Below are 17,529 nucleotides of genomic sequence, written 5' to 3' on the forward strand. Positions count from 1 at the left end.
TTCCCTCCTTATTGTAGCGCGGTAACGATCGTATCGACGTTATGGCGAACCATGCCGACGTACGTCCCCTCCTGCGTGCCTTCCTCGCCCATGGCGTCGGAATACAACGTTCCGCCTTCCTTCAAGTCGTGTCCGAGCTTCCTCGCGCCTTCGATGACGGCCGTAATCGAGCGGTTCGATACGCTCGTTTCCACGAAGACGGCTTTGATCTTCCGTTCCACCAGGAAATCCCGGAGATCCGTCACGTCCTTGCTGCCGGCTTCCGAAGCGGTGCTGATGCCTTGCAAGCCGCGAACCTCGATGTCATACGCTTTGCCGAAATACCCGAACGCGTCGTGCGCCGTCACCAACACGCGCTGCCCTTCGGGAATCGTCGCGATACGCTCCCTCGCGTACGCGTCCAGCGCCTCCAGCTCGGCCAGATACGCCTTCGCATTCACCTCGTACGTCCCGGCGTTGTTAGGATCGAGCTTCGCCAGCTCGTTCTTGACCGTCTCCACAGCCTGCATCCAGAGCTTCACGTCGAACCAAATATGCGGATCGTACACCTTCGTCCCGTCCGCGTCCGCGACTTCGATGAGCGACGAGGGATCGATGGATTCGCCGACCGCGATCGTAGGCTTCTGTTCGGCCATCTCCTCGAACACTTCCGTCATTTTCCCTTCCAAGTGCAGACCGTTATAGAAAATGATATCCGCATCCTCGAACTTCGCGATGTCCCCCTGCGACGCCTTATACAAGTGAGGGTCGACCCCGGACGGCATGATGCCGGCAACCTCGACGCGCTCGCCGCCGATATTCGTAACGATGTCGGTAATTTGCCCGATCGTCGTCGTCACCCGAACGGGCCCTTCCCCGTCGACGGCATTCGTCGGGGCCGCTCCGCAGCCCGCCAGCGCGGCGGCGATCGCAGCGGCGACCGCTCCCGTCACCGCTGCCCGTAACCTGTTCGTCCCTGCTTCTTTCCGCTTGCTTCCCATTGTTTCCACTCCTCATCGTTTGTGGGTCGTACCACTTATGTTGATTACAGTCCTAATTGTTTTATATGTCTATAAGTGTTGTACTTATTACTTTTTATTTATAATACACAAATGTGTTGCACATGTGCAACATTTATTTTTGCGAACCCTCCGCCGCTGTCGCACGCGATTGGCGCCGCGCATAAAGAAACCGCCCTCGGCCAATCGGCCGAGAGCGGTTCGCTCGCTTGCTGTTCCTATGCGGTTCCGGGTTACTCCGTCGGCGGCGTTACGTCCCGCTCGGTCGAATCGTCCGTCGGCGGCGTCCCCTCATCGACCGGCGACGTCGAATTCCGGCCTGCCGGCTTGCCGTCGAAGCCGATGTATTCGTGGTACGCTTCGAAAATTTTGGCCGCGATCGGCGCGGCGCCCCAGGCGCCGTAGCCGCCCCACGGCACGACGACCGCGACCGCGAGCTTCGGATCGTCCGCGGGCGCGAACGCGACGAATACGGAGTTCTCGATCTTGCCCGCCGCGGTATCCTGCTGCGACGTTCCCGTCTTCGACGCCACCTCGAACGGGAGGCGCCCGAACCATTGCGACAACGAATTGCTCTTCGTTACCGACTTCATGCCGTTATGCACGACGTCCCAATGCTTCGGATCGAACGTCTCCTCGTTCAAGACGACCGGTTCGATCGTCTCGACCGTATTGCCCTCGAAGTCAGTAATCTTGTCGACGAAATTCGGCTTCATCCGCTTGCCCCGGTTCGCCAACATCGCCGTATACTGCGCCAGCTGCAGCGTCGTATACCGGCCCTGCTGACCGAACGACGCCATGACCATGGCGTTCTGCACGCTGCCGCGAGTGTCCTTGCTGTTGTAGTCGAGCACGCCCGCGGTTTCCATCGGCAGCCCGCTGCCGGTCGGCACGCCGAGCCCGAACTTCTTCATATAATCGTCCCATACGTCGATGGGTCCGCCGTTTTCGCCGCCGTACTTCTCGTACAGCTTCTCTCCGATCATCGCCGCCATAAACGTATTCGAAGATACGCGAATCGCTTCCGCCGGCGTGATCTTGCCGTAAGCGTGGCCTTCCGAGTTCCCGATCGACGCCGAATCGTTCTTCCCGTAATAAAAGCGCCCCGTGTCGGTATACCGATCCGTGGACGAATAGAAGCCTTCGTTCAACCCGATCAGCACGGTGAGCGGCTTCAGCGTCGAGCCGAGCGGCACGATCGACGACGGGTAGCGGGCTCGGTTTTTCCCTTCCGGCACGTCCGGGTACACCGTCTTGATCGTCCCGTTCTGATAGAACGGCTCGATCGCCTGATACACCGACAGCGGCATCGTCGCCCCCGACCATACGTTAGAGTCGTAGTCCGGCATCGACGCCATCGCCACGATGTTGCCGGTGTCGACCTCCATCGCCACCGCATACCCGGCGAGCGCGTTCTTGCCCATCGACGGGTACTTCTCGGTCGATTTCTGCATATGCTCGATCTGATCCATGATCGATTGCTCCGCGATCAACTGTACGTCTTTGTCCAACGTCAAGTATAGAAAATCGCCCTTCGTCGGCGGGATCGTCGTCACGGGTCCGACGATCTGATCAAGACTGTTGACGGGGTAATTGCGGGCGCCGCTCTTGCCGCGCAGCGTCTCCTGATACAGAAACTCCAACCCGTCGAAGCCGACCTGCTCCATGCGCAAGTAATCCTTGGTGATCTCCGGGTCTTTGTAATAGTCGAGATATTGCGCTTTCTGGTTGTTCGAGCTGGAGAAGGGTTTCAAATACCCGATCAGCTGCGAAGCGATCGTGTTCGAGTCGTAATGGCGCACGCTCTCCTCGGTCACCTCGATGCCCGGGAACTGCTCGGGATGCGCCATCAGGTAGGCGATCTCCTCTTTCGTCAGACCGGACTTCACCCGTCTCGGCTCGAACATCGTATTGAACATCGTCTTCCGCTCGCCGGACCAATCATACCCGACGTCCATCGCTTCGAACACGTCCTCGACCTTCGGCGGCCCCTCCGGGTTATCGCCGTACCGCCGGAACAGGTCGGTCAGCGCCAGAGCGAGCGCTTGATGGTCCTCGAGCTTCTTCCCCGGCTCCATGCGGTAATACACCGATTGCGTCGAGGTCGAATACGCGATCGGATAACCGTTGCGATCGTAAATATTGCCGCGGATCGGCGGGATCAGCACGGTCCGCGTCGTCCGTTCCGACTCCTGCGCGGACAACGTCTTGCCTTCGACGAATTGGATGAACGCGAGTCTTACGATAAGTACGGAAAACAACAGAAAGACGGCGAAGAAAAATACGTTGATCCGAAACGTAAAATGACGCCGCTTGGCGATCTCGTTCTTCTGCGGATCGTCGTCGAGCGTAGTAAATCGGTTCATGCGAATCTCCTTTCCTCGAAACCTGCGGACGCGGCCGCCTCGATTATTGCTTCTGCTTCGCCTCGTTCAGGAACGCCTCGATCGTGGCGTCGATCTCGAACGTGCCGATCTTCACGCCCTTCCAGTAGACGATGACTTCGTTCGAGCCTTCCGCGCCTTCCACGCGTACCGACTCCGTAAACACGGCGAACGTCCCGTCGGCGTTCGATTCGTATTGCGCGTCGAACGCGCCCGACACGAGCGCCTGGAACGCCTGCACCTTCGCTTCTTCGAGCATCTGCCCGCTCATCGCGGTGAGCTCTTCTTTATAATTCGAGCCGTAGACGAGCACTCCGGCGACGATCGCCAGCACGAGCACCCACTTCAACACCGTCTTCACGACGCTCACGACGATCAAGAGCGCCACGACCGCCGCCAGAATGACCCACCATTTTTCCTGAACGAACGACAACCATTGCTCCGGCATTCCGTTTCCTCCCGCTTACGTCCCCTCGGACATCCTCATTAGTATTGTATGTTACATTATACATCATTTTGGTCTAGAGCGCCCCGGCAATCCATACATGTAGGAAAAAGACAAACCGTCCGGCAAGCGGACGCAACGGAGGGAAGGAAACCGTGAAGACCGTCATGTGGCTGTACTTGTTCATCTTCGTCGCCTTCTTCGATCTGCATGCGCAATTCCCGATGCTGACGCCGTACGCGATCTCGCTCGGCGCCGCTCCGTCGTTCATCGGGTTCATCATGGGCATCTACTCGCTTACGCATCTCCCGGGCAATCTGCTCGCCGGCTACAGCGTCGACCGGTTCGGCAGCAAGCCGTTCATCGTCCTCAGCTTAATCGGCGCCGGAGCGCTCTTAATCGCCCAAGGCCACGTCGCCGACCCATGGCAGCTGCTCGCCGTCCGTTCCGTCAGCGGCTTCGTGCTGGCGTTCCTGTCGCCGGCGTGCCTCGCGCTCCTTGCGAAGCTGGCGAGGGATCATGTCCACCAGAGCAAGCTGATGTCCGGCAACGGTCTCGTCCATACGCTCGCCTCTGTCGTTTCCCCCGCCGCCGGCGCCCTGCTCGTGGCGAAGGTCGGCTTCACGACCGCTTTCGTCGCGCTCGGTTGGGGTCTCATCGTCACGGGGATTTTGGCGGCGTTCGGCGTGAAGGAAGCGCCGGCGGCCTTGTCGAAGCCCATCGCTCCGAAGGTCGAAGAAGCCGGCGGCGCGGCCGCCCCCGCAGGGCGCTCCCGAAATTTGCCGTGGCTGTTCTACGGCGTGCCGCTGGCCTTATCGTGCTCGCAGGGCATTCTCTTCTTCGAGTTGCCGCTCTTATCCGAGTCCGCCGCGTCGGTCGTCGAAACCGGCGTGTTGTTCTCGATCGTCAGCGTCGGCGCGCTGATTACGCTCGCGATGGTATTCTTTAACCGCGTGCCCCCGCTTTATCGCACGATGTTCGGCGCTCTAGCGCTCGCCCTCGTCTTCTTCGGTCTCGCGATGCGGTGGCCCGTGCCGCTCCCCGTCTCCCTTCTCCTGATCGGAATGGCGAAGGGAGTCATCTTCCCGGCGATCGCGGCCCTGCTCGCGTCCGCGACCGCCCCGAGCAAATACGGCCGCGTCTTCTCCGTCTTATCGATCGCCTTCTCGCTCGGCGCGTTCATCGGGCCGATCGTCGCCGGACAAGTGCGCAACCATCTCTCGCCGTATTACATCGCCTTCGTCGCGTTGATGACGGCCCTCGCCCTGCTGCCTCCGCCGTTCAAGCGATCCGCCCCCGCTTCGGCGAAGACGTGATCGCGTATCGTTCGACATTTCCCGGGGAATGTATACAATAAATTTAAGGTACATGACTTGGAACGATGTCGAATGCGCCGGGAGGGAACCATGGATTTCGTGATCATCGTAGAAGGAAAGAACGATCGCAGCCGCCTCGCGCGTCTCATGTCCCCCGACGTGCCGATCCTATGCACCTTCGGTACGCCCGGATCGAAGAAGCTGCAAGAGCTCGTCAAAAAGGTCGGCGATCGGATGGTGTATATTTATACGGATAACGACGCTTCCGGCAAACGAATTCGCGGCATGCTGCGAGACCTGTTCCCCGACGCGGAGCAGCTCTATACGAAGTCCGGGTACGCCGGGGTGGAAGGTACGCCCGACGAGCATTTGATCCGACAATTGGAAAAGGCCGGGCTCGAGGAATACATCGTGTATCCCGAGCCCGACCTTCTTATCTGACGCTAAGGGTCTGTCGAATTAACTGTTAATGAGCTTCATCATGTCTTTGGCGACGATTTCGTCGTTCAGATCGTCTCCGTTGTATCGCATGCGGATTTGATTGTTCTGGTCGATCATAATGACGGTGTTCGAATGCATGAAAAACCCCGTCTCCTTATCCTGCTCGTAGTAGATGCCGTAATCCTCGGCGATCGACTTCGTCTCCTCGATGTCTCCTCGAAGGAACTTCCAGCCGCTCGGATCCGCGTTCATGTTCGAAGCGTATTTCGTCAAGTTCTCGACCGTATCCCGCTCCGGGTCGATCGTGATTTGGAGGATTTGCGCCTTCGTGCCGAACACGCCCTCCTCTACCAATCGATCCTGCACCCGCGACAGCATATGACTCGTCGGCGGGCACACGTCCGGGCAATTCCCGAAGAAGAAATACAGCAGCTTCACTTGACCGGTCGTCGTCTCCATCGTCACCGGCTGCCCTGTCGTGTCGTTCAAGGTGAACGGCGACGCCGGGCCCTGTTGCGGGAACGGAGGTTCCTTCTCTCCGCCGAAATACACATACCCGATCGCCGCGAGCAGCACGACCGAGACGGCGACCATCGTCGCCTTATACCAATGCTTGCGCCAAAACCCCACGTAAACCGTTCCTCCTCGTTATGCCGGCAGATGCGGCGTGTCCGCGACCATCAACAGAAACACGAACACCAGATAGTAAAGCGAGTACTTGAAAGCGCCCATCGACCACTTGTTGTCGTCTTTCGCGGCGAACCCCTTGAGACACTGCCATGTCCAGATCGTAAGCAGCGCCAAGCCGCCGATCAGGAACACGATCCCGACGTAATTCAGCGTATACAACAGCACCGTCGTCGGGTAGAGCGCGATCAAGTAAGGCACCATTTGCCACTTCGTCCGCAGTACGCCCTTCACGACCGGCAGCACCTTATACCCTGCCTTCTGGTATTCGTCGCGCTTGCGAATGCCGAGCGCCCAGAAGTGGGGCGGCTGCCAGAAGAACATCAAGCCGAACAGCAGGATCGCGCCGAGATCGACCGCGTTCGTCACCGCGCAATAGCCGATGACCGGCGGAACCGCCCCGGAGATGCCGCCTACGGATGTGCTCCATGTCGACGTCGGCTTCAGCCAATACGTGTAGATGATCACGTAGGCGATATGGCCGACGATGCCGAGCAGCGCCGTCAGCGGGTTCACGAGGAAATACAGCGCCGCGAGCCCCGCGATGCCGAGCGCGGTCCCGTATACGATCGCTCCGTTCAACGAAATCTTGCCCGTCGGGATGGCGCGCTTCTTCGTTCGCTCCATCTTCTGGTCGTGTTCCCGGTCGAGCACGTTGTTGAACACGCAGCCCGAGCCCATGATCAGCGCCGAGCCTATGAGCATGAACGCCAGATCGAACCAATCGATGCTCCACCTCGAGGCGACCCAGAAGCCGCCGAACGCGGTAATGAGATTGGTCATGATCATGCGCGGTTTCGCCAAGTTATAGTAGTCTCTCCAGGAGGCGCGTGTCGTCGGCGTCGCCGTCTCATCCGCGCGAGTGGCCGAGGCTTCGTTCATTATCGGTTGATCCACGTCTGGCCGTCCTCCTTAGTGATTAAAATCATACCTTATGATACCGGAGCCGCATCTCTTTCGCAACGATTCGCGCGGACCGTTCAACAATTTGTCGGTTTTTGCGTAGACACGCACGCCCTCGGCGAATGCCTAATACATTATACGGTAGAGCTTCCGCTGCTTAACGATCCGACGCGAAGGATGTGAGAACAAATCCAAGATGGCTGTCATTAAGGCGAACAGCGAACAAGTGAAGCTGCTTGCGAGGCTGATGCGAGCCGAAGCCGAGGGCGAAGGCGAGCTCGGCATGCTGATGGTCGGCAACGTCGGCGTGAACCGCGTCCGGGCCGATTGCCTAGATTTCCAGAACATCCGCAACCTCCAGGACATGGTGTACCAGCGTCCGGGCGGATTCGAAGCGACGATCAAAGGTTACTTCTATCAAGCCGCGCGCGAACGGGATATCCGCCTCGCCCGGCGAGCCGTCAACGGGGAACGCACGCACCCCGCCTCGAACGCGCTATGGTTCTTCCGGCCTACGGGCGACTGCCCGGCGCAGTGGTACGACCAAGCGAACAGCGGGCGCTTCAAAGCGCACTGCTTCTTTATTCCGTCGGGCGCCGATTGCCCGCGCGTGTACGGCACGATGTAAGATCATTTACTTAAGAGAGGATTGTGTTATCCCGTATGATCATGAACCGTCAGCAATTCCCGGTCGCCCCGCAGGGCACCGCTCCGTTCTCGTACCAAGGCGCTCCCGCGTACCCGACCTATCCGCCCGCTTCGGCGCAGACGACTTCGCCGCCTCCGACGCCGAGCGGCGCGATGATTCCTACCGGGGGGATGGGCACGCCGGGCGCGGGCCAGCCGATTTTCGAAGAATCGTATATCGAAAACATCCTTCGCCTCAATCTCGGCAAGATGGCCACCGTCTACATGACGTTCGAAAACAACAGCCAATGGAACGCGAAAATTTTCAAAGGCCGTCTCGAAGCCGCGGGGCGCGACCACATCATCCTCAGCGACCCGGCGACCGGCATGCGTTACCTGCTGTTGATGATCAACCTCGACTACGTCACCTTCGAGGGCGAACTGAACTACGAGTATCCGGGGTTTTCGACCGGTACCGGTCGTTAAACGAGAAGGAGCCTCCCCGCATGGGAAGGCTCCTTTTGGTTGAAGCTATGGGTCGGGAACGTGTATGCTCGAACCAGAGACAAGGAGGGAGACACCGAATGGATACCGCAACTCACTTCGCGTTCGGCTTCGGTCTCGCCGGCCTCGCCCAGATCGATCCGAACGTGGCCGCCGACGCCTGGGCGACCGCTGCGGTCATGATCGGCACCGTGGCTGGCTCGCAGGCGCCGGACTTCGACACGGTCATCCGCTTCCGCGGCAACGAACTGTACGTGCGCCATCACCGGGGCATGTCGCACTCGATACCGGCGTGGTTTTTCTGGACCGCGCTCATCAGTACGGCCGTCTGGCTCGCGATTCCGACCGTCCCGTACCTGACCCTGGCCGCCTGGGTGTTCGCGGCGGTATTGCTGCACGTCGCGACGGACATGTTCAACACCTACGGCACGCAGGCGTTCCGTCCGGTTACCCGGCGTTGGATCGCCTGGAACATTATCCACATCTTCGATCCGTTCCTGTTCGGCGCTCATCTCCTGGCGCTGGCGCTGTGGGCGCTCGGCGCCGTTCCGGCCGTCGTCTTGTTCCCGACGCTGTACGGGGTTCTGCTGTTGTATTACGCCTGGCGAACGGCCGTCCACGTCCTAACGGAGCGAACGCTGCCGAAGCGCGATCCGACGGGACGCGAGGGCGACGAGTATACGGCCATCCCGACGGTGAACTGGAGCGTATGGAACGTCGTCCGCAAAAATCGGGAAGGCAACTATACGATCGGCGTGTGGAGGGGCGGCCGGCTGAAGTGGACCGACGAGTATGTCTGCGAGTCGTCGCCGCTCATCGAGAAGTCCAAGCGACATCCCGCCGTCGCCGCGTTCCTGTCGTTCAGCTCTCACCCCTGCCCTCATGAAGAACGGCGCGGCGGCGACACGATCGTCCGCTGGTTGGACGCCAGATACCAGCATCGAAAACAGTATCCATTCCTTGCCGTCGTAAAGTACAATGCTAACAAGGAGCCCGTCTTCAGCTACGTCGGCTGGATCAGCGAGGAGAAGCTCGAACGCAAGCTGCAGGACGCTCCGTCAAAACCGATGCTCGTCGGCACCAGGTAGGTGATTTTCTATGAGCAAGCCGCTTTCCCTGTTGTTCGCTTCCCTCAGCCTCGTCTGCCTCATCGCGGCCGGGGCCTCGCTCAGCTATTTCCGCACCGGCTGGGCGCTCTTCTTCCTGCTCGCGAGCTTCGCCGTCACCGGGGCCGGCATGGCGCTGAAGCGACGGCTGCAGCGGAAGTGATCCGCCGCCGCCGTCGGCCTCCCCCTCGTTACGGGAGCACGAAGCCCATGCGTTCCATCGCCCGGCGCAGCGTCGCGTCGGCGACTGCGGACGCCTTCTCCGCGCCGCGCTTCAGCATCGTTTGCAATTCTCCTGAAGCGCGAATGTCGCGGTATCGCGTCTGGATCGGCTCCAGCACCTCCACGACCGCTTCCGCCAATTCCTTCTTGAACGCTCCGTAGCCTTGCCCCTCGTATTGCTTCTCGAGCTCCTTGATCGTCTTGCCCGAGAAGACGGAGTAAATTTCCAACAAGTTGCTGACCTCCGGCTTGTTCGCGCGGTCGAACACGATCTCGCGGCCGGAATCGGTCGTCGCTCGGCTGAATTTCTTGCGGATGACGTCCGGCTCGTCGAGCAGCGAGATGAAGGCGCCGGGATTCGGATCGCTCTTGCTCATCTTCTTCGTGCCGTCGAGCAGCGACATGATGCGCGCGCCGACCTCGGTGTAATGGCCTTCCGGCACCACGAACGTATCGCCGAACCGCCCGTTGAATCGATTCGCGAGATCGCGCGTCAGCTCGAGATGCTGCGTCTGATCGTCGCCGACCGGGACCAGGTCCGTATCGTACAACAAGATGTCCGCCGCCATGAGCGACGGGTAGACGAACAAGCCCGTGCCGATCGAATCCTTGCCGGCCGATTTATCCTTGAACTGCGTCATCCGCTCGAGCTCGCCCATATACGTCAGCGTCGTCATCATCCAGCCGAGCATCGCGTGCGCCGGCACCTGCGACTGCAGGAACAGCGTGGCCGAATCCGGATCGATGCCGCAGGCGAGATATACGGCCGCGAGCGACTCCGTCTGCTCCCGCAATTTCTCCGGATCCTGCGGCACCGTGATCGCATGCATATCGACGACCATGAAGTAGCTGTCGTACTCGTGCTGCATGTCGACGAACTGCCGGATCGCTCCGATATAATTGCCGATCGTCATGAGCCCGCTGGGCTGTATGCCCGAGAGCACCCGTTTCTTTTTCATCCTTCGACACCCTCCTCGATTTTTCCGAAAATGAACGCAAAAAAGGCCCCGTCCGCAAGGGACGTGAGCCGTGGTGCCACCCTTCTTCGCCGAAACGGCAAGCTGCGCTTGCGCCTTCGGCCTTGCGAGCTCGATATCGGGAGCCGTCCGCTTCCCCTAGCGCGCCGTTACGCGCGGTTCGGTTCCGTTCTCGGGGACCCATTCCCATCGCCGTTCAAGTCCGGCTTCTCAGCAATCCGCCGGCTCTCTGCGCTTGAACTTGCGCCATGGTACTTGTTCCCGTCATCGATTCGTAAGTTTGGGTTTCGATTTTCCACATTATAACGAAAAGGCGCCCGCCGCACAAGACCCCCGCGTCATTCGCCGTTCGCTCGGCGCAGCCGCTCCGTCCACTCCCTTACGAGCCTCACGGTGTCCGGCTGCAGCGGACGGTAATCGAGCGGCTCCGCGAACGCGAGGAACGCCTCTCCGAGGCGCCGGAGCGCATGTCGATAGTCCGCCAGCGGGATCCGGTACTCGCCCAGCACGCGAGCGCCCGACGGCGACTGATCGAGCTCCGTCCAGACGACCTCGCCGGCTTCGTGGCGGACGGCGAACGGCATCGCACGGCAATCCGGGTCGCCGCAGCCGCAGACGAAGAACGGCATCCGCTCCCAAGCGACCGCCGCGTCCGCGAACCGGTCCGGCCGCATCTCCTCGAACGCGCTCGCGAGCAGCGCCGGCAGGCCGACGTCGACGCAGAGCGGCTCTTCGACGAGCGTCTCCCCTTCGGCGACGACGCGCACGTCCGCCTGCACGATCTGCAGTTCTTCGTTATGCGTCAAGCCTTCGTACCGAATGTCGAACACGCGCAGCCGCCCCCTTATGTCGCCGTGTAAAAATTACCAGTTTTTCGCATGCGTATAATGTTTGTTTTGGCTCATACTACCTTCCAAGAGGGAGGTGATCACTCATGGGTACAGGTTCTAAAAGCTCCAACACGTTGGTCGTGCCTCAAGCGAACCAAGCTTTGGAACAACTGAAGTATGAAGTCGCTCAGGAACTCGGCATCTCGATTCCTCAAGACGGCTACTACGGTTACATGGCGACCCGCGACACCGGTGCGATCGGGGGTCACATTACTCGCCGCCTCGTGCAAATCGCCGAGCAGTCCTTGGCCGGCCAAAGCCAATCCCGCCGCTAATCCGGCGGAAGTACTTACGAGGGAAAGTGACTATGGAGACATAGTCACTTTTTTTCTTGGCGATTCGGAGCGTATATCCTTCGGATATAACCGACCTACGATACACGGCCGACCGTTTACCCTTGTTCTTCCGTATACTTGATCACTTGCTGCACGACCGACAACGGAATGTTCAAGTCGACGTGCACGTCCCATAACGTGCGATTCGGATGAGTCCGCAAGTAGTCTCTGATTTCCCCGTACGTATCCGCGAACCATTTGGTACACTCCGCGCAAAATTGCGACTTTTGCCGTACATACAACGTTCCGCAGCGTCCGCAGTTTTGCAGATCCACTCGTCCATCCACCTCCGATGATATCGCCCGCCGGATCTTTACAGCGCCAAGAAATCCTCGACGTCCTTCTTCATTAACGCCACCGAACGTTCCCAGAAGTCCGGTTTCGTCAAATCGACGTTCAGATGTTTCTTCGCGAGCGATTCGACGCTCATGCGTCCGGTATCTTGAAGCAGCGCGACGTACCGATCCTCGAAATTCGCGCCTTCTCCCGAGGCCGTCGCATAGATGCCCGTGCTGAACAAATAGCCGAACGTATATGGAAAATTATAAAACGGAACTTCCGTAATGTAAAAGTGTAACTTGGACGCCCAGAAATGCGGGTGATACGACGCAAGCGAATCGTGGAACGCTTGTTTCTGCGCGTCGACCATGAGCGCGTTCAGGCGCTCGGCGCCGACGGTGCCGCGCTTGCGCTCCTCGTAGAAATTCGTCTCGAACAGGAATCTCGCATGAATGTTCATGAGGAACGCGACCGAACGCTGAATTTTGTCGTCGAGCAGCGCGAGCTTCGTCTCGCGGTCCCTCGCGTACCGAATCGTCGCGTCGGATACGATCATCTCCGCGAACGTCGACGCCGTCTCCGCGACGCCCATGGCATAGTTTTGCGTCAGCTGCGGCTGATCGTACATGACATGCGTATGGAACCCGTGCCCGAGCTCGTGCGCCAGCGTCGAGACGTTCGTCATCGAGCCTTCGTACGTCATGAAGATGCGGGACTGCTTCTTCATCGGGAACGACGTGCAGAACCCTCCCGGCCGCTTGCCCGGGCGATCCTCCGCCTCGATCCAGCGGTCCCGGAACGTCATGGCCGCGAAGTCGGCCAGCTTCGGCCCGAATCGGCGGAACTGGTCGATGATGAGCGCCGCGCCGTCGTCGAACGCGATCTTCTCGCCCGCCTTGCCGATCGGCGCGTCGAGATCCGTCCATCCGAGCTTGTCGATGCCGAGCAGCTCCGCCTTCTTGGCGAAATAGTCGAGCAGGAACGATCGATTGCGCTCGATCGCGCTCCACATGCTGTCGAGCGTCTCCGGGGACATCCGATTCAAGTCCAACGGTTCCTTGTGGACGGAGTCCCACCCGCGATGCTTGTAGGTCTGCAGGCGAAAGCCGCCGAGATGGTTCAGCGCCTGCGCGCAATAGTCGGCATGCTTCTCCCAAGCGTTCTCCCAGGCCACGAACGTCCGGTCCCGCACTTCCTTCGACGGATGGTACAGCTTGTTCTGCGCCTGGCCGGCGGATAGCATCGTCGTATCCCCGTTCTCTTCCTGGAACGGCACCTCCAGCAGGCTGACCGTCGTGTCGTACAGCTCGGACCAGCCGTGATAGCCGTCGACGGCTAGATCGTTCAGCAGCGTCTCGAGCTCCGGACTCATCTTCTCGAGCGCTTGCGTCCGCCGTTCGGTGAGCGGGAACGCGACGGGCGCGAGCGACGGACGCCGCATCCACTCGTCCCAAGCGTCTTGCGGCGTTGTCGTCAGCACGAGATCGAATCGCGTCAGCTGCGACTCGAACGCGGCCGCGAGCGACCGGATCGCCGAGCCGAGCGCGACGGCTTTCTTGTCCTTCTGGTTGGCCGACGCGAGGCAGCTCGCGAACGCCTCGGCTTCGATCAAGCGGGCCTGCAGCGACTGGAACTCGCCCGTCAGCGACTCCAGCGTCTCGGCGCCCAGCGGCTTCGCGTCCGCCGCGAGACGCACCCGTTCGCCGAAGCCGTCGATGTCCTGTTCCAGCGCTCGGAGAAATTCGGCGAATTCCGGAGAGTCGCTTCCTCCCGGAAAGATGACGTCCAAGTCCCACGTATCGGGAAGACGGTTCGCATTCGACATATGACATTTGCTCCTTCGTACGGGTTTCGTTTGATATTACACTGGTCAATACGTAAACTAAAACTAACTATATCATGATTGGGAAAGGATTGGTATTTATGCGTCCGCTGCAAATTTCGCCGGATACCGCCGTCAAGCTGGCGGCCAAGCTGAACGTCCCGTTGGAACATCTTATGCATATGCCGCAGCACATTCTGCTCGCGAAGCTCGCCGAGCTGGCCAAGTCCGAAGCGTCGGAGGCCTCTGAAGCTACGGAAGCCCCGGAAAAGAAAGAAGAGCGCAAGGGAGAGTAACTACCTCTTCCCTGCGCTCTGACGCATCTCTTCCGGCAACTCCATCTTCGCGGCGAGCATATCGTCCCGGACGGTCGCCCATCCTTCCCTGCATGCCCGGATCATTCCCGCGTCCATGATCCGCTTATCGTTGATCACTCTCGAAAACCACTTCACCGCGTCCGAATACTCCTTAAGGCGCCGATGAAGCTCGCCGATCAAGTACATCAGCCTCGCGCCGTTCATCTCGGCCCCTTCGGTTTCGTACACCTTCACGTATTGCTCCAGCGCGTACCGGAGAAACCGCTGCTCCCCTTCTTCGTCGCCTTGGTAACGGTACAGCCAAGCGATGTGATGCAGGATGCCCGCCACGACGCGCGGGCGCTCGCCGACTGCCTGCGCGCTGAGCAGCGCCAGCTTATAGACGAACATCGCGTCCGTCATCGTCCGCTTGCCGCCGAAGTCCCTCATCGACCACGTCGCCGTCACCTTCTCGCCGAACGCGGCGCGCTGCCGCTCGTTCAACGATTGCGCGAAGCTCTCCGTCGAAGCGAAGCCGCAGGTCGGGCAGACGCATACGACGTAAAACTCGGGATTCTCATGACCTTCTTTATAATAAGTGCAAAAATCGGTATCGGTCTTCACTGCTTTCTTAAAGCTAGGCCGGACGCGCGACGTCTGAAATTCCCGCCGGCAATGCAAACATACGACGGCCTTCTGGTATAAGGGCTCCATGCGGTTCGTCGCCTCCGTTCGTCAGCTTCTGCTGTGCCGCTCATGCTTGTACTCTTCTTCAGATGGTTCTTTCAGCGCCTCTCGAATGACCCATATAAAGAGACAAGCCAGACAACCTGCCACGACTCCGGTCATAGGAACCACTCCCATCGATGGCGATCAGTAGGTACATTATACCACATCGGAGCCGCGAAATCACCGAATATTTGGGGTTTTCCCGCCTAGGGGACGCGTCATTGCGGCAGGGTCGTCCGCATATATTGAGGTACGGAGGTGAGCCGTTCCCATGCGCTCCGATACGATCCGACTGCGTTCCATCGTTCCGCCGGCCGCGATGTCTCTCGCCGTCCTCGCCCTCGTGCTGGCTTTCCCGCGGGAGAGCGTCGAGGCGGGTCTGACGGGCGTCGCCATCTGGTGGGACGTGTTGTTTCCGTCGCTGTTCCCGTTCTTCGTCGTCTCTGAGCTCATGCTCGGCTTCGGCATCGTGCACTTCTTCGGCAAGCTGCTCGACCCGATGATGCGCCCGCTCTTCCGTCTGCCGGGACCGGGCGGCTTCGTCATGGCCATGGGTTTCGCCTCCGGTTATCCCGTCGGCGCGCGGCTGACCAGTCAACTGTGGGACGCTCGGCTCGTCAATCGCAGCGAGAGCGAGCGTCTCGTCGCTTTCACGACGACGGCGGATCCGATCTTCCTGATCGGCGCCGTCGCGGTCGGCTTCTTCCACGACGCGACGCTCGCGCCGCTGCTCGCCGCGGCGCATTACGGCGGCGCCGTCCTGCTCGGCCTGCTGCTGCGGCTGCAAAGCCGCGGGGAACCGGCCGAAACGAACGCGGCGGAGGACGGCGGGCCGAAGCGGCCGCTGCTGCTGCGCGCCTTCGACGCGATGCACGACGCCCGACTCAAGGACGGGCGTCCGTTCGGCGAGCTGCTGCTGGACGGCATCCGCTCGGGGCTTCGCTTGATCGTCGTGGTCGGGGGACTCGTCGTCTTCTTCTCCGTCGTGATCGAGGTATTGACGCTCGCCCGCGTCGTAACCGCGATGCAAGGGATCGTCGCGTTCGCGCTCGGCCTGTTCGCCATTCCCGCGCCGCTCGCCGAAGCCGTCGTGAACGGCCTGTTCGAGGTGACGCTCGGCGCGAAGACGGCGGGCGCGGCGACCGGCGTCTCCTTGCAGGCGCAGGTGGCGATCGCTTCGTTCGGCCTTTCGTGGGCGGGGCTGTCCGTGCACGCCCAAATCATGAGCATCGTATCGCACATGCCCGTCCGATACGGCAAGTATGCGGTCGCGAAAGCCCTTCAAGCCTTGTTCTCCGGCGCGATCGCGTATTTCGCCTGGCCGTTGTTCGCGCCGTTCCGGGACTCGACGGCCGCTTGGATCCCGGACGCGTCCCCGTCCGGGTGGAGCGCCGCCGCCGCGTACGCGCCGTTCGCCGGTCTCGCCTTCTTGATCTCGCTCGCCGCGGTGCCGGTCGTCTACGTCGTCTATCGGCTGCTGCGCCCGCTCGTACGCCTTCGTTGAGTTCCTTCGCCGCATCCATTATGATGGAGGGGAAGAGAGGCCCGCCGCCGGTTCGCCGCGGTTCTCGTCTCTCTCGTGTCATCTGGAGGTGCGACTTGAACTACTGCGTAATGGACCGCGGCGACGACCTGTCCCGCGAATTGACGGAAACCTTCGAACGTTTGGCCGCGGAGCGCGGACTTCGCCGCGACGAGACGGCGCCCGACGTCGTACTCTCGATCGGCGGCGACGGCACGATGCTGCACGCGTTCCATCGGTTTCGGGAGCGCCTCGACGACATCGCGTTCGTCGGCATCCACACCGGGCATCTCGGCTTCTACGCCGACTGGAAGCCGAACGAAGTCGCCGAGCTCGTACGGCTGATGGCCGACGGCGGGGGCCTCGCGGACCGCGTCGTGAAATACCCGCTGCTGAAGATCGAGATCGCCACCGGCGCCGGGACCGATTCGTATCTCGCGCTCAACGAGTTTACGCTGAAAGGCGCCGACGCGACCCTCGTCGCGCAGCTGAATATCAACGACAAGCCGTTCGAGATGTTCCGCGGCGACGGCATCTGTATCTCGACGCCCTCGGGCAGTACGGCCTACAATAAGAGCTTGAACGGGGCGCTGCTGCACCCGTCGCTCGAAGCGATCCAGATCGCCGAGATCGCGTCGATCAACAACCGCGTCTACCGGACGGTCGGCTCGTCGCTCGTCCTGCCGAAGCACCATCATTGCGACATTCAGCCGCGCAAGGAGCAGAAGCTGCTCATTACGGTCGACCACCTCGCGATCCCGTACGATTCGGTGCTTTCCGTTCGCGGCACGGTGTCCGAGCAGAAGGTGACGTTCGCGCGGTACCGCCCTTTCCCGTTCTGGAACCGGGTGAAGGAAGCGTTCGTCGGCGACACGGTGAAGTAACCCGTTTCCGCCGAAAAAAAATCCTCCCCCGAGCGTGGTCAAGCCCCATTTTAATGGACATCGAAGAAAGCCCTAGGCTGCAAGCTGACGTCGGTACTCTACTGGCGTCAGCTTGCTTAGCTTTCTTTGTGGTCTGTGATGGTTGTAAAAATGGATATATTC

Annotated in this window: 21 protein-coding genes; 10 read left to right on the plus strand and 11 right to left on the minus strand. The window is 60.4% G+C overall.

Annotated elements, in window-relative coordinates; all coding sequences use genetic code 11:
* Positions 1-8 precede the first annotated feature (8 nt).
* The 3 genes from RIN49_RS24175 to RIN49_RS24185 form a co-directional block, all read right to left on the minus strand.
* Positions 9-980, minus strand: coding sequence for a metal ABC transporter solute-binding protein, Zn/Mn family (locus RIN49_RS24175; protein ID WP_309122713.1), 972 nt, complete (start codon positions 978-980; stop codon positions 9-11).
* Between the two features lie 251 nt (positions 981-1,231).
* Complete coding sequence (locus tag RIN49_RS24180; protein WP_309122714.1) at positions 1,232-3,364, minus strand: peptidoglycan D,D-transpeptidase FtsI family protein; 2,133 nt, start codon at positions 3,362-3,364, stop codon at positions 1,232-1,234.
* A gap of 43 nt (positions 3,365-3,407) precedes the next feature.
* Positions 3,408-3,830 (minus strand): hypothetical protein, encoded by a 423-nt coding sequence (locus RIN49_RS24185; protein ID WP_309122715.1) that lies wholly within the window; start codon positions 3,828-3,830, stop codon positions 3,408-3,410.
* 152 nt (positions 3,831-3,982) lie between these two features.
* On the opposite strand from RIN49_RS24185, the gene RIN49_RS24190 reads away from it, so the two are divergent.
* On the plus strand, positions 3,983-5,143 hold the full coding sequence (locus tag RIN49_RS24190; protein ID WP_309122716.1) for an MFS transporter: 1,161 nt from the start codon (positions 3,983-3,985) through the stop codon (positions 5,141-5,143).
* A gap of 90 nt (positions 5,144-5,233) precedes the next feature.
* Positions 5,234-5,584 carry a DNA primase gene (locus RIN49_RS24195; protein ID WP_309122717.1) on the plus strand — a complete coding sequence of 117 codons (351 nt, stop codon included), beginning with the start codon at positions 5,234-5,236 and terminating at the stop codon, positions 5,582-5,584.
* 18 nt (positions 5,585-5,602) lie between these two features.
* On the opposite strand, the gene RIN49_RS24200 is transcribed toward RIN49_RS24195, so the two are convergent.
* Together RIN49_RS24200 and cyoE are read right to left on the minus strand one after the other, a co-directional pair.
* Entirely contained in the window at positions 5,603-6,214 is a 612-nt protein-coding gene (locus RIN49_RS24200) for an SCO family protein (RefSeq protein ID WP_309122718.1), read from the minus strand.
* A gap of 18 nt (positions 6,215-6,232) precedes the next feature.
* Positions 6,233-7,168, minus strand: coding sequence for a heme o synthase (cyoE, locus tag RIN49_RS24205; RefSeq protein WP_309122719.1), 936 nt, complete (start codon positions 7,166-7,168; stop codon positions 6,233-6,235).
* A gap of 202 nt (positions 7,169-7,370) precedes the next feature.
* Between cyoE and RIN49_RS24210 the strand changes: the two genes are divergently transcribed.
* From RIN49_RS24210 to RIN49_RS24225, 4 genes are all read left to right on the plus strand, one after another.
* Entirely contained in the window at positions 7,371-7,802 is a 432-nt protein-coding gene (locus RIN49_RS24210) for a cell wall hydrolase (RefSeq protein WP_309122720.1), read from the plus strand.
* Positions 7,803-7,837: 35 nt separating this feature from the next.
* Entirely contained in the window at positions 7,838-8,287 is a 450-nt protein-coding gene (gerQ, locus tag RIN49_RS24215) for a spore coat protein GerQ (protein ID WP_309122721.1), read from the plus strand.
* A 98-nt stretch (positions 8,288-8,385) separates the two neighbouring features.
* Positions 8,386-9,393: a metal-dependent hydrolase gene (locus RIN49_RS24220; RefSeq protein ID WP_309122722.1), complete on the plus strand. Its 1,008-nt coding sequence runs from the start codon at positions 8,386-8,388 to the stop codon at positions 9,391-9,393.
* A 10-nt stretch (positions 9,394-9,403) separates the two neighbouring features.
* On the plus strand, positions 9,404-9,574 hold the full coding sequence (locus RIN49_RS24225) for a hypothetical protein (protein ID WP_309122723.1): 171 nt from the start codon (positions 9,404-9,406) through the stop codon (positions 9,572-9,574).
* 28 nt (positions 9,575-9,602) lie between these two features.
* Here RIN49_RS24225 and trpS read toward each other — a convergent pair whose 3' ends face one another.
* Together trpS and RIN49_RS24235 are read right to left on the minus strand one after the other, a co-directional pair.
* Complete coding sequence (gene trpS, locus RIN49_RS24230) at positions 9,603-10,592, minus strand: tryptophan--tRNA ligase (protein WP_309122724.1); 990 nt, start codon at positions 10,590-10,592, stop codon at positions 9,603-9,605.
* Between the two features lie 356 nt (positions 10,593-10,948).
* Positions 10,949-11,440 (minus strand): hypothetical protein, encoded by a 492-nt coding sequence (locus RIN49_RS24235; protein ID WP_309122725.1) that lies wholly within the window; start codon positions 11,438-11,440, stop codon positions 10,949-10,951.
* A gap of 104 nt (positions 11,441-11,544) precedes the next feature.
* Here RIN49_RS24235 and RIN49_RS24240 point away from each other — a divergent pair, with 104 nt between their 5' ends.
* Positions 11,545-11,775 (plus strand): alpha/beta-type small acid-soluble spore protein, encoded by a 231-nt coding sequence (locus tag RIN49_RS24240; protein ID WP_309122726.1) that lies wholly within the window; start codon positions 11,545-11,547, stop codon positions 11,773-11,775.
* A gap of 116 nt (positions 11,776-11,891) precedes the next feature.
* Here the strand turns inward: RIN49_RS24240 and RIN49_RS24245 are convergent, their stop codons facing one another.
* Both RIN49_RS24245 and RIN49_RS24250 read right to left on the minus strand, forming a co-directional pair.
* A complete protein-coding gene (locus RIN49_RS24245; RefSeq protein ID WP_309122727.1) occupies positions 11,892-12,110 on the minus strand; it encodes a hypothetical protein in 219 nt (72 codons plus the stop codon).
* Between the two features lie 38 nt (positions 12,111-12,148).
* Positions 12,149-13,939 carry a M3 family oligoendopeptidase gene (locus RIN49_RS24250; protein WP_309122728.1) on the minus strand — a complete coding sequence of 597 codons (1,791 nt, stop codon included), beginning with the start codon at positions 13,937-13,939 and terminating at the stop codon, positions 12,149-12,151.
* A 98-nt stretch (positions 13,940-14,037) separates the two neighbouring features.
* On the opposite strand from RIN49_RS24250, the gene RIN49_RS24255 reads away from it, so the two are divergent.
* Positions 14,038-14,232 carry a YycC family protein gene (locus RIN49_RS24255; RefSeq protein WP_309122729.1) on the plus strand — a complete coding sequence of 65 codons (195 nt, stop codon included), beginning with the start codon at positions 14,038-14,040 and terminating at the stop codon, positions 14,230-14,232.
* On the opposite strand, the gene RIN49_RS24260 is transcribed toward RIN49_RS24255, so the two are convergent.
* Complete coding sequence (locus RIN49_RS24260) at positions 14,233-14,946, minus strand: DUF2225 domain-containing protein (RefSeq protein WP_309122730.1); 714 nt, start codon at positions 14,944-14,946, stop codon at positions 14,233-14,235. It abuts the gene before it with no gap.
* Positions 14,947-15,232: 286 nt separating this feature from the next.
* Here RIN49_RS24260 and ylbJ point away from each other — a divergent pair, with 286 nt between their 5' ends.
* Both ylbJ and RIN49_RS24270 read left to right on the plus strand, forming a co-directional pair.
* Complete coding sequence (gene ylbJ / locus RIN49_RS24265; protein WP_309122731.1) at positions 15,233-16,465, plus strand: sporulation integral membrane protein YlbJ; 1,233 nt, start codon at positions 15,233-15,235, stop codon at positions 16,463-16,465.
* Positions 16,466-16,560: 95 nt separating this feature from the next.
* Complete coding sequence (locus RIN49_RS24270) at positions 16,561-17,367, plus strand: NAD kinase (RefSeq protein WP_309122732.1); 807 nt, start codon at positions 16,561-16,563, stop codon at positions 17,365-17,367.
* Between the two features lie 72 nt (positions 17,368-17,439).
* On the opposite strand, the gene RIN49_RS24275 is transcribed toward RIN49_RS24270, so the two are convergent.
* A complete protein-coding gene (locus RIN49_RS24275) occupies positions 17,440-17,523 on the minus strand; it encodes an IS3 family transposase (RefSeq protein ID WP_309122735.1) in 84 nt (27 codons plus the stop codon).
* Positions 17,524-17,529: the final 6 nt, after the last annotated feature.

The sequence above is a fragment of the Paenibacillus sp. genome, assembly GCF_031177825.1.
Taxonomy (GTDB): Bacteria; Bacillota; Bacilli; order Paenibacillales; family YIM-B00363; genus Paenibacillus_AE.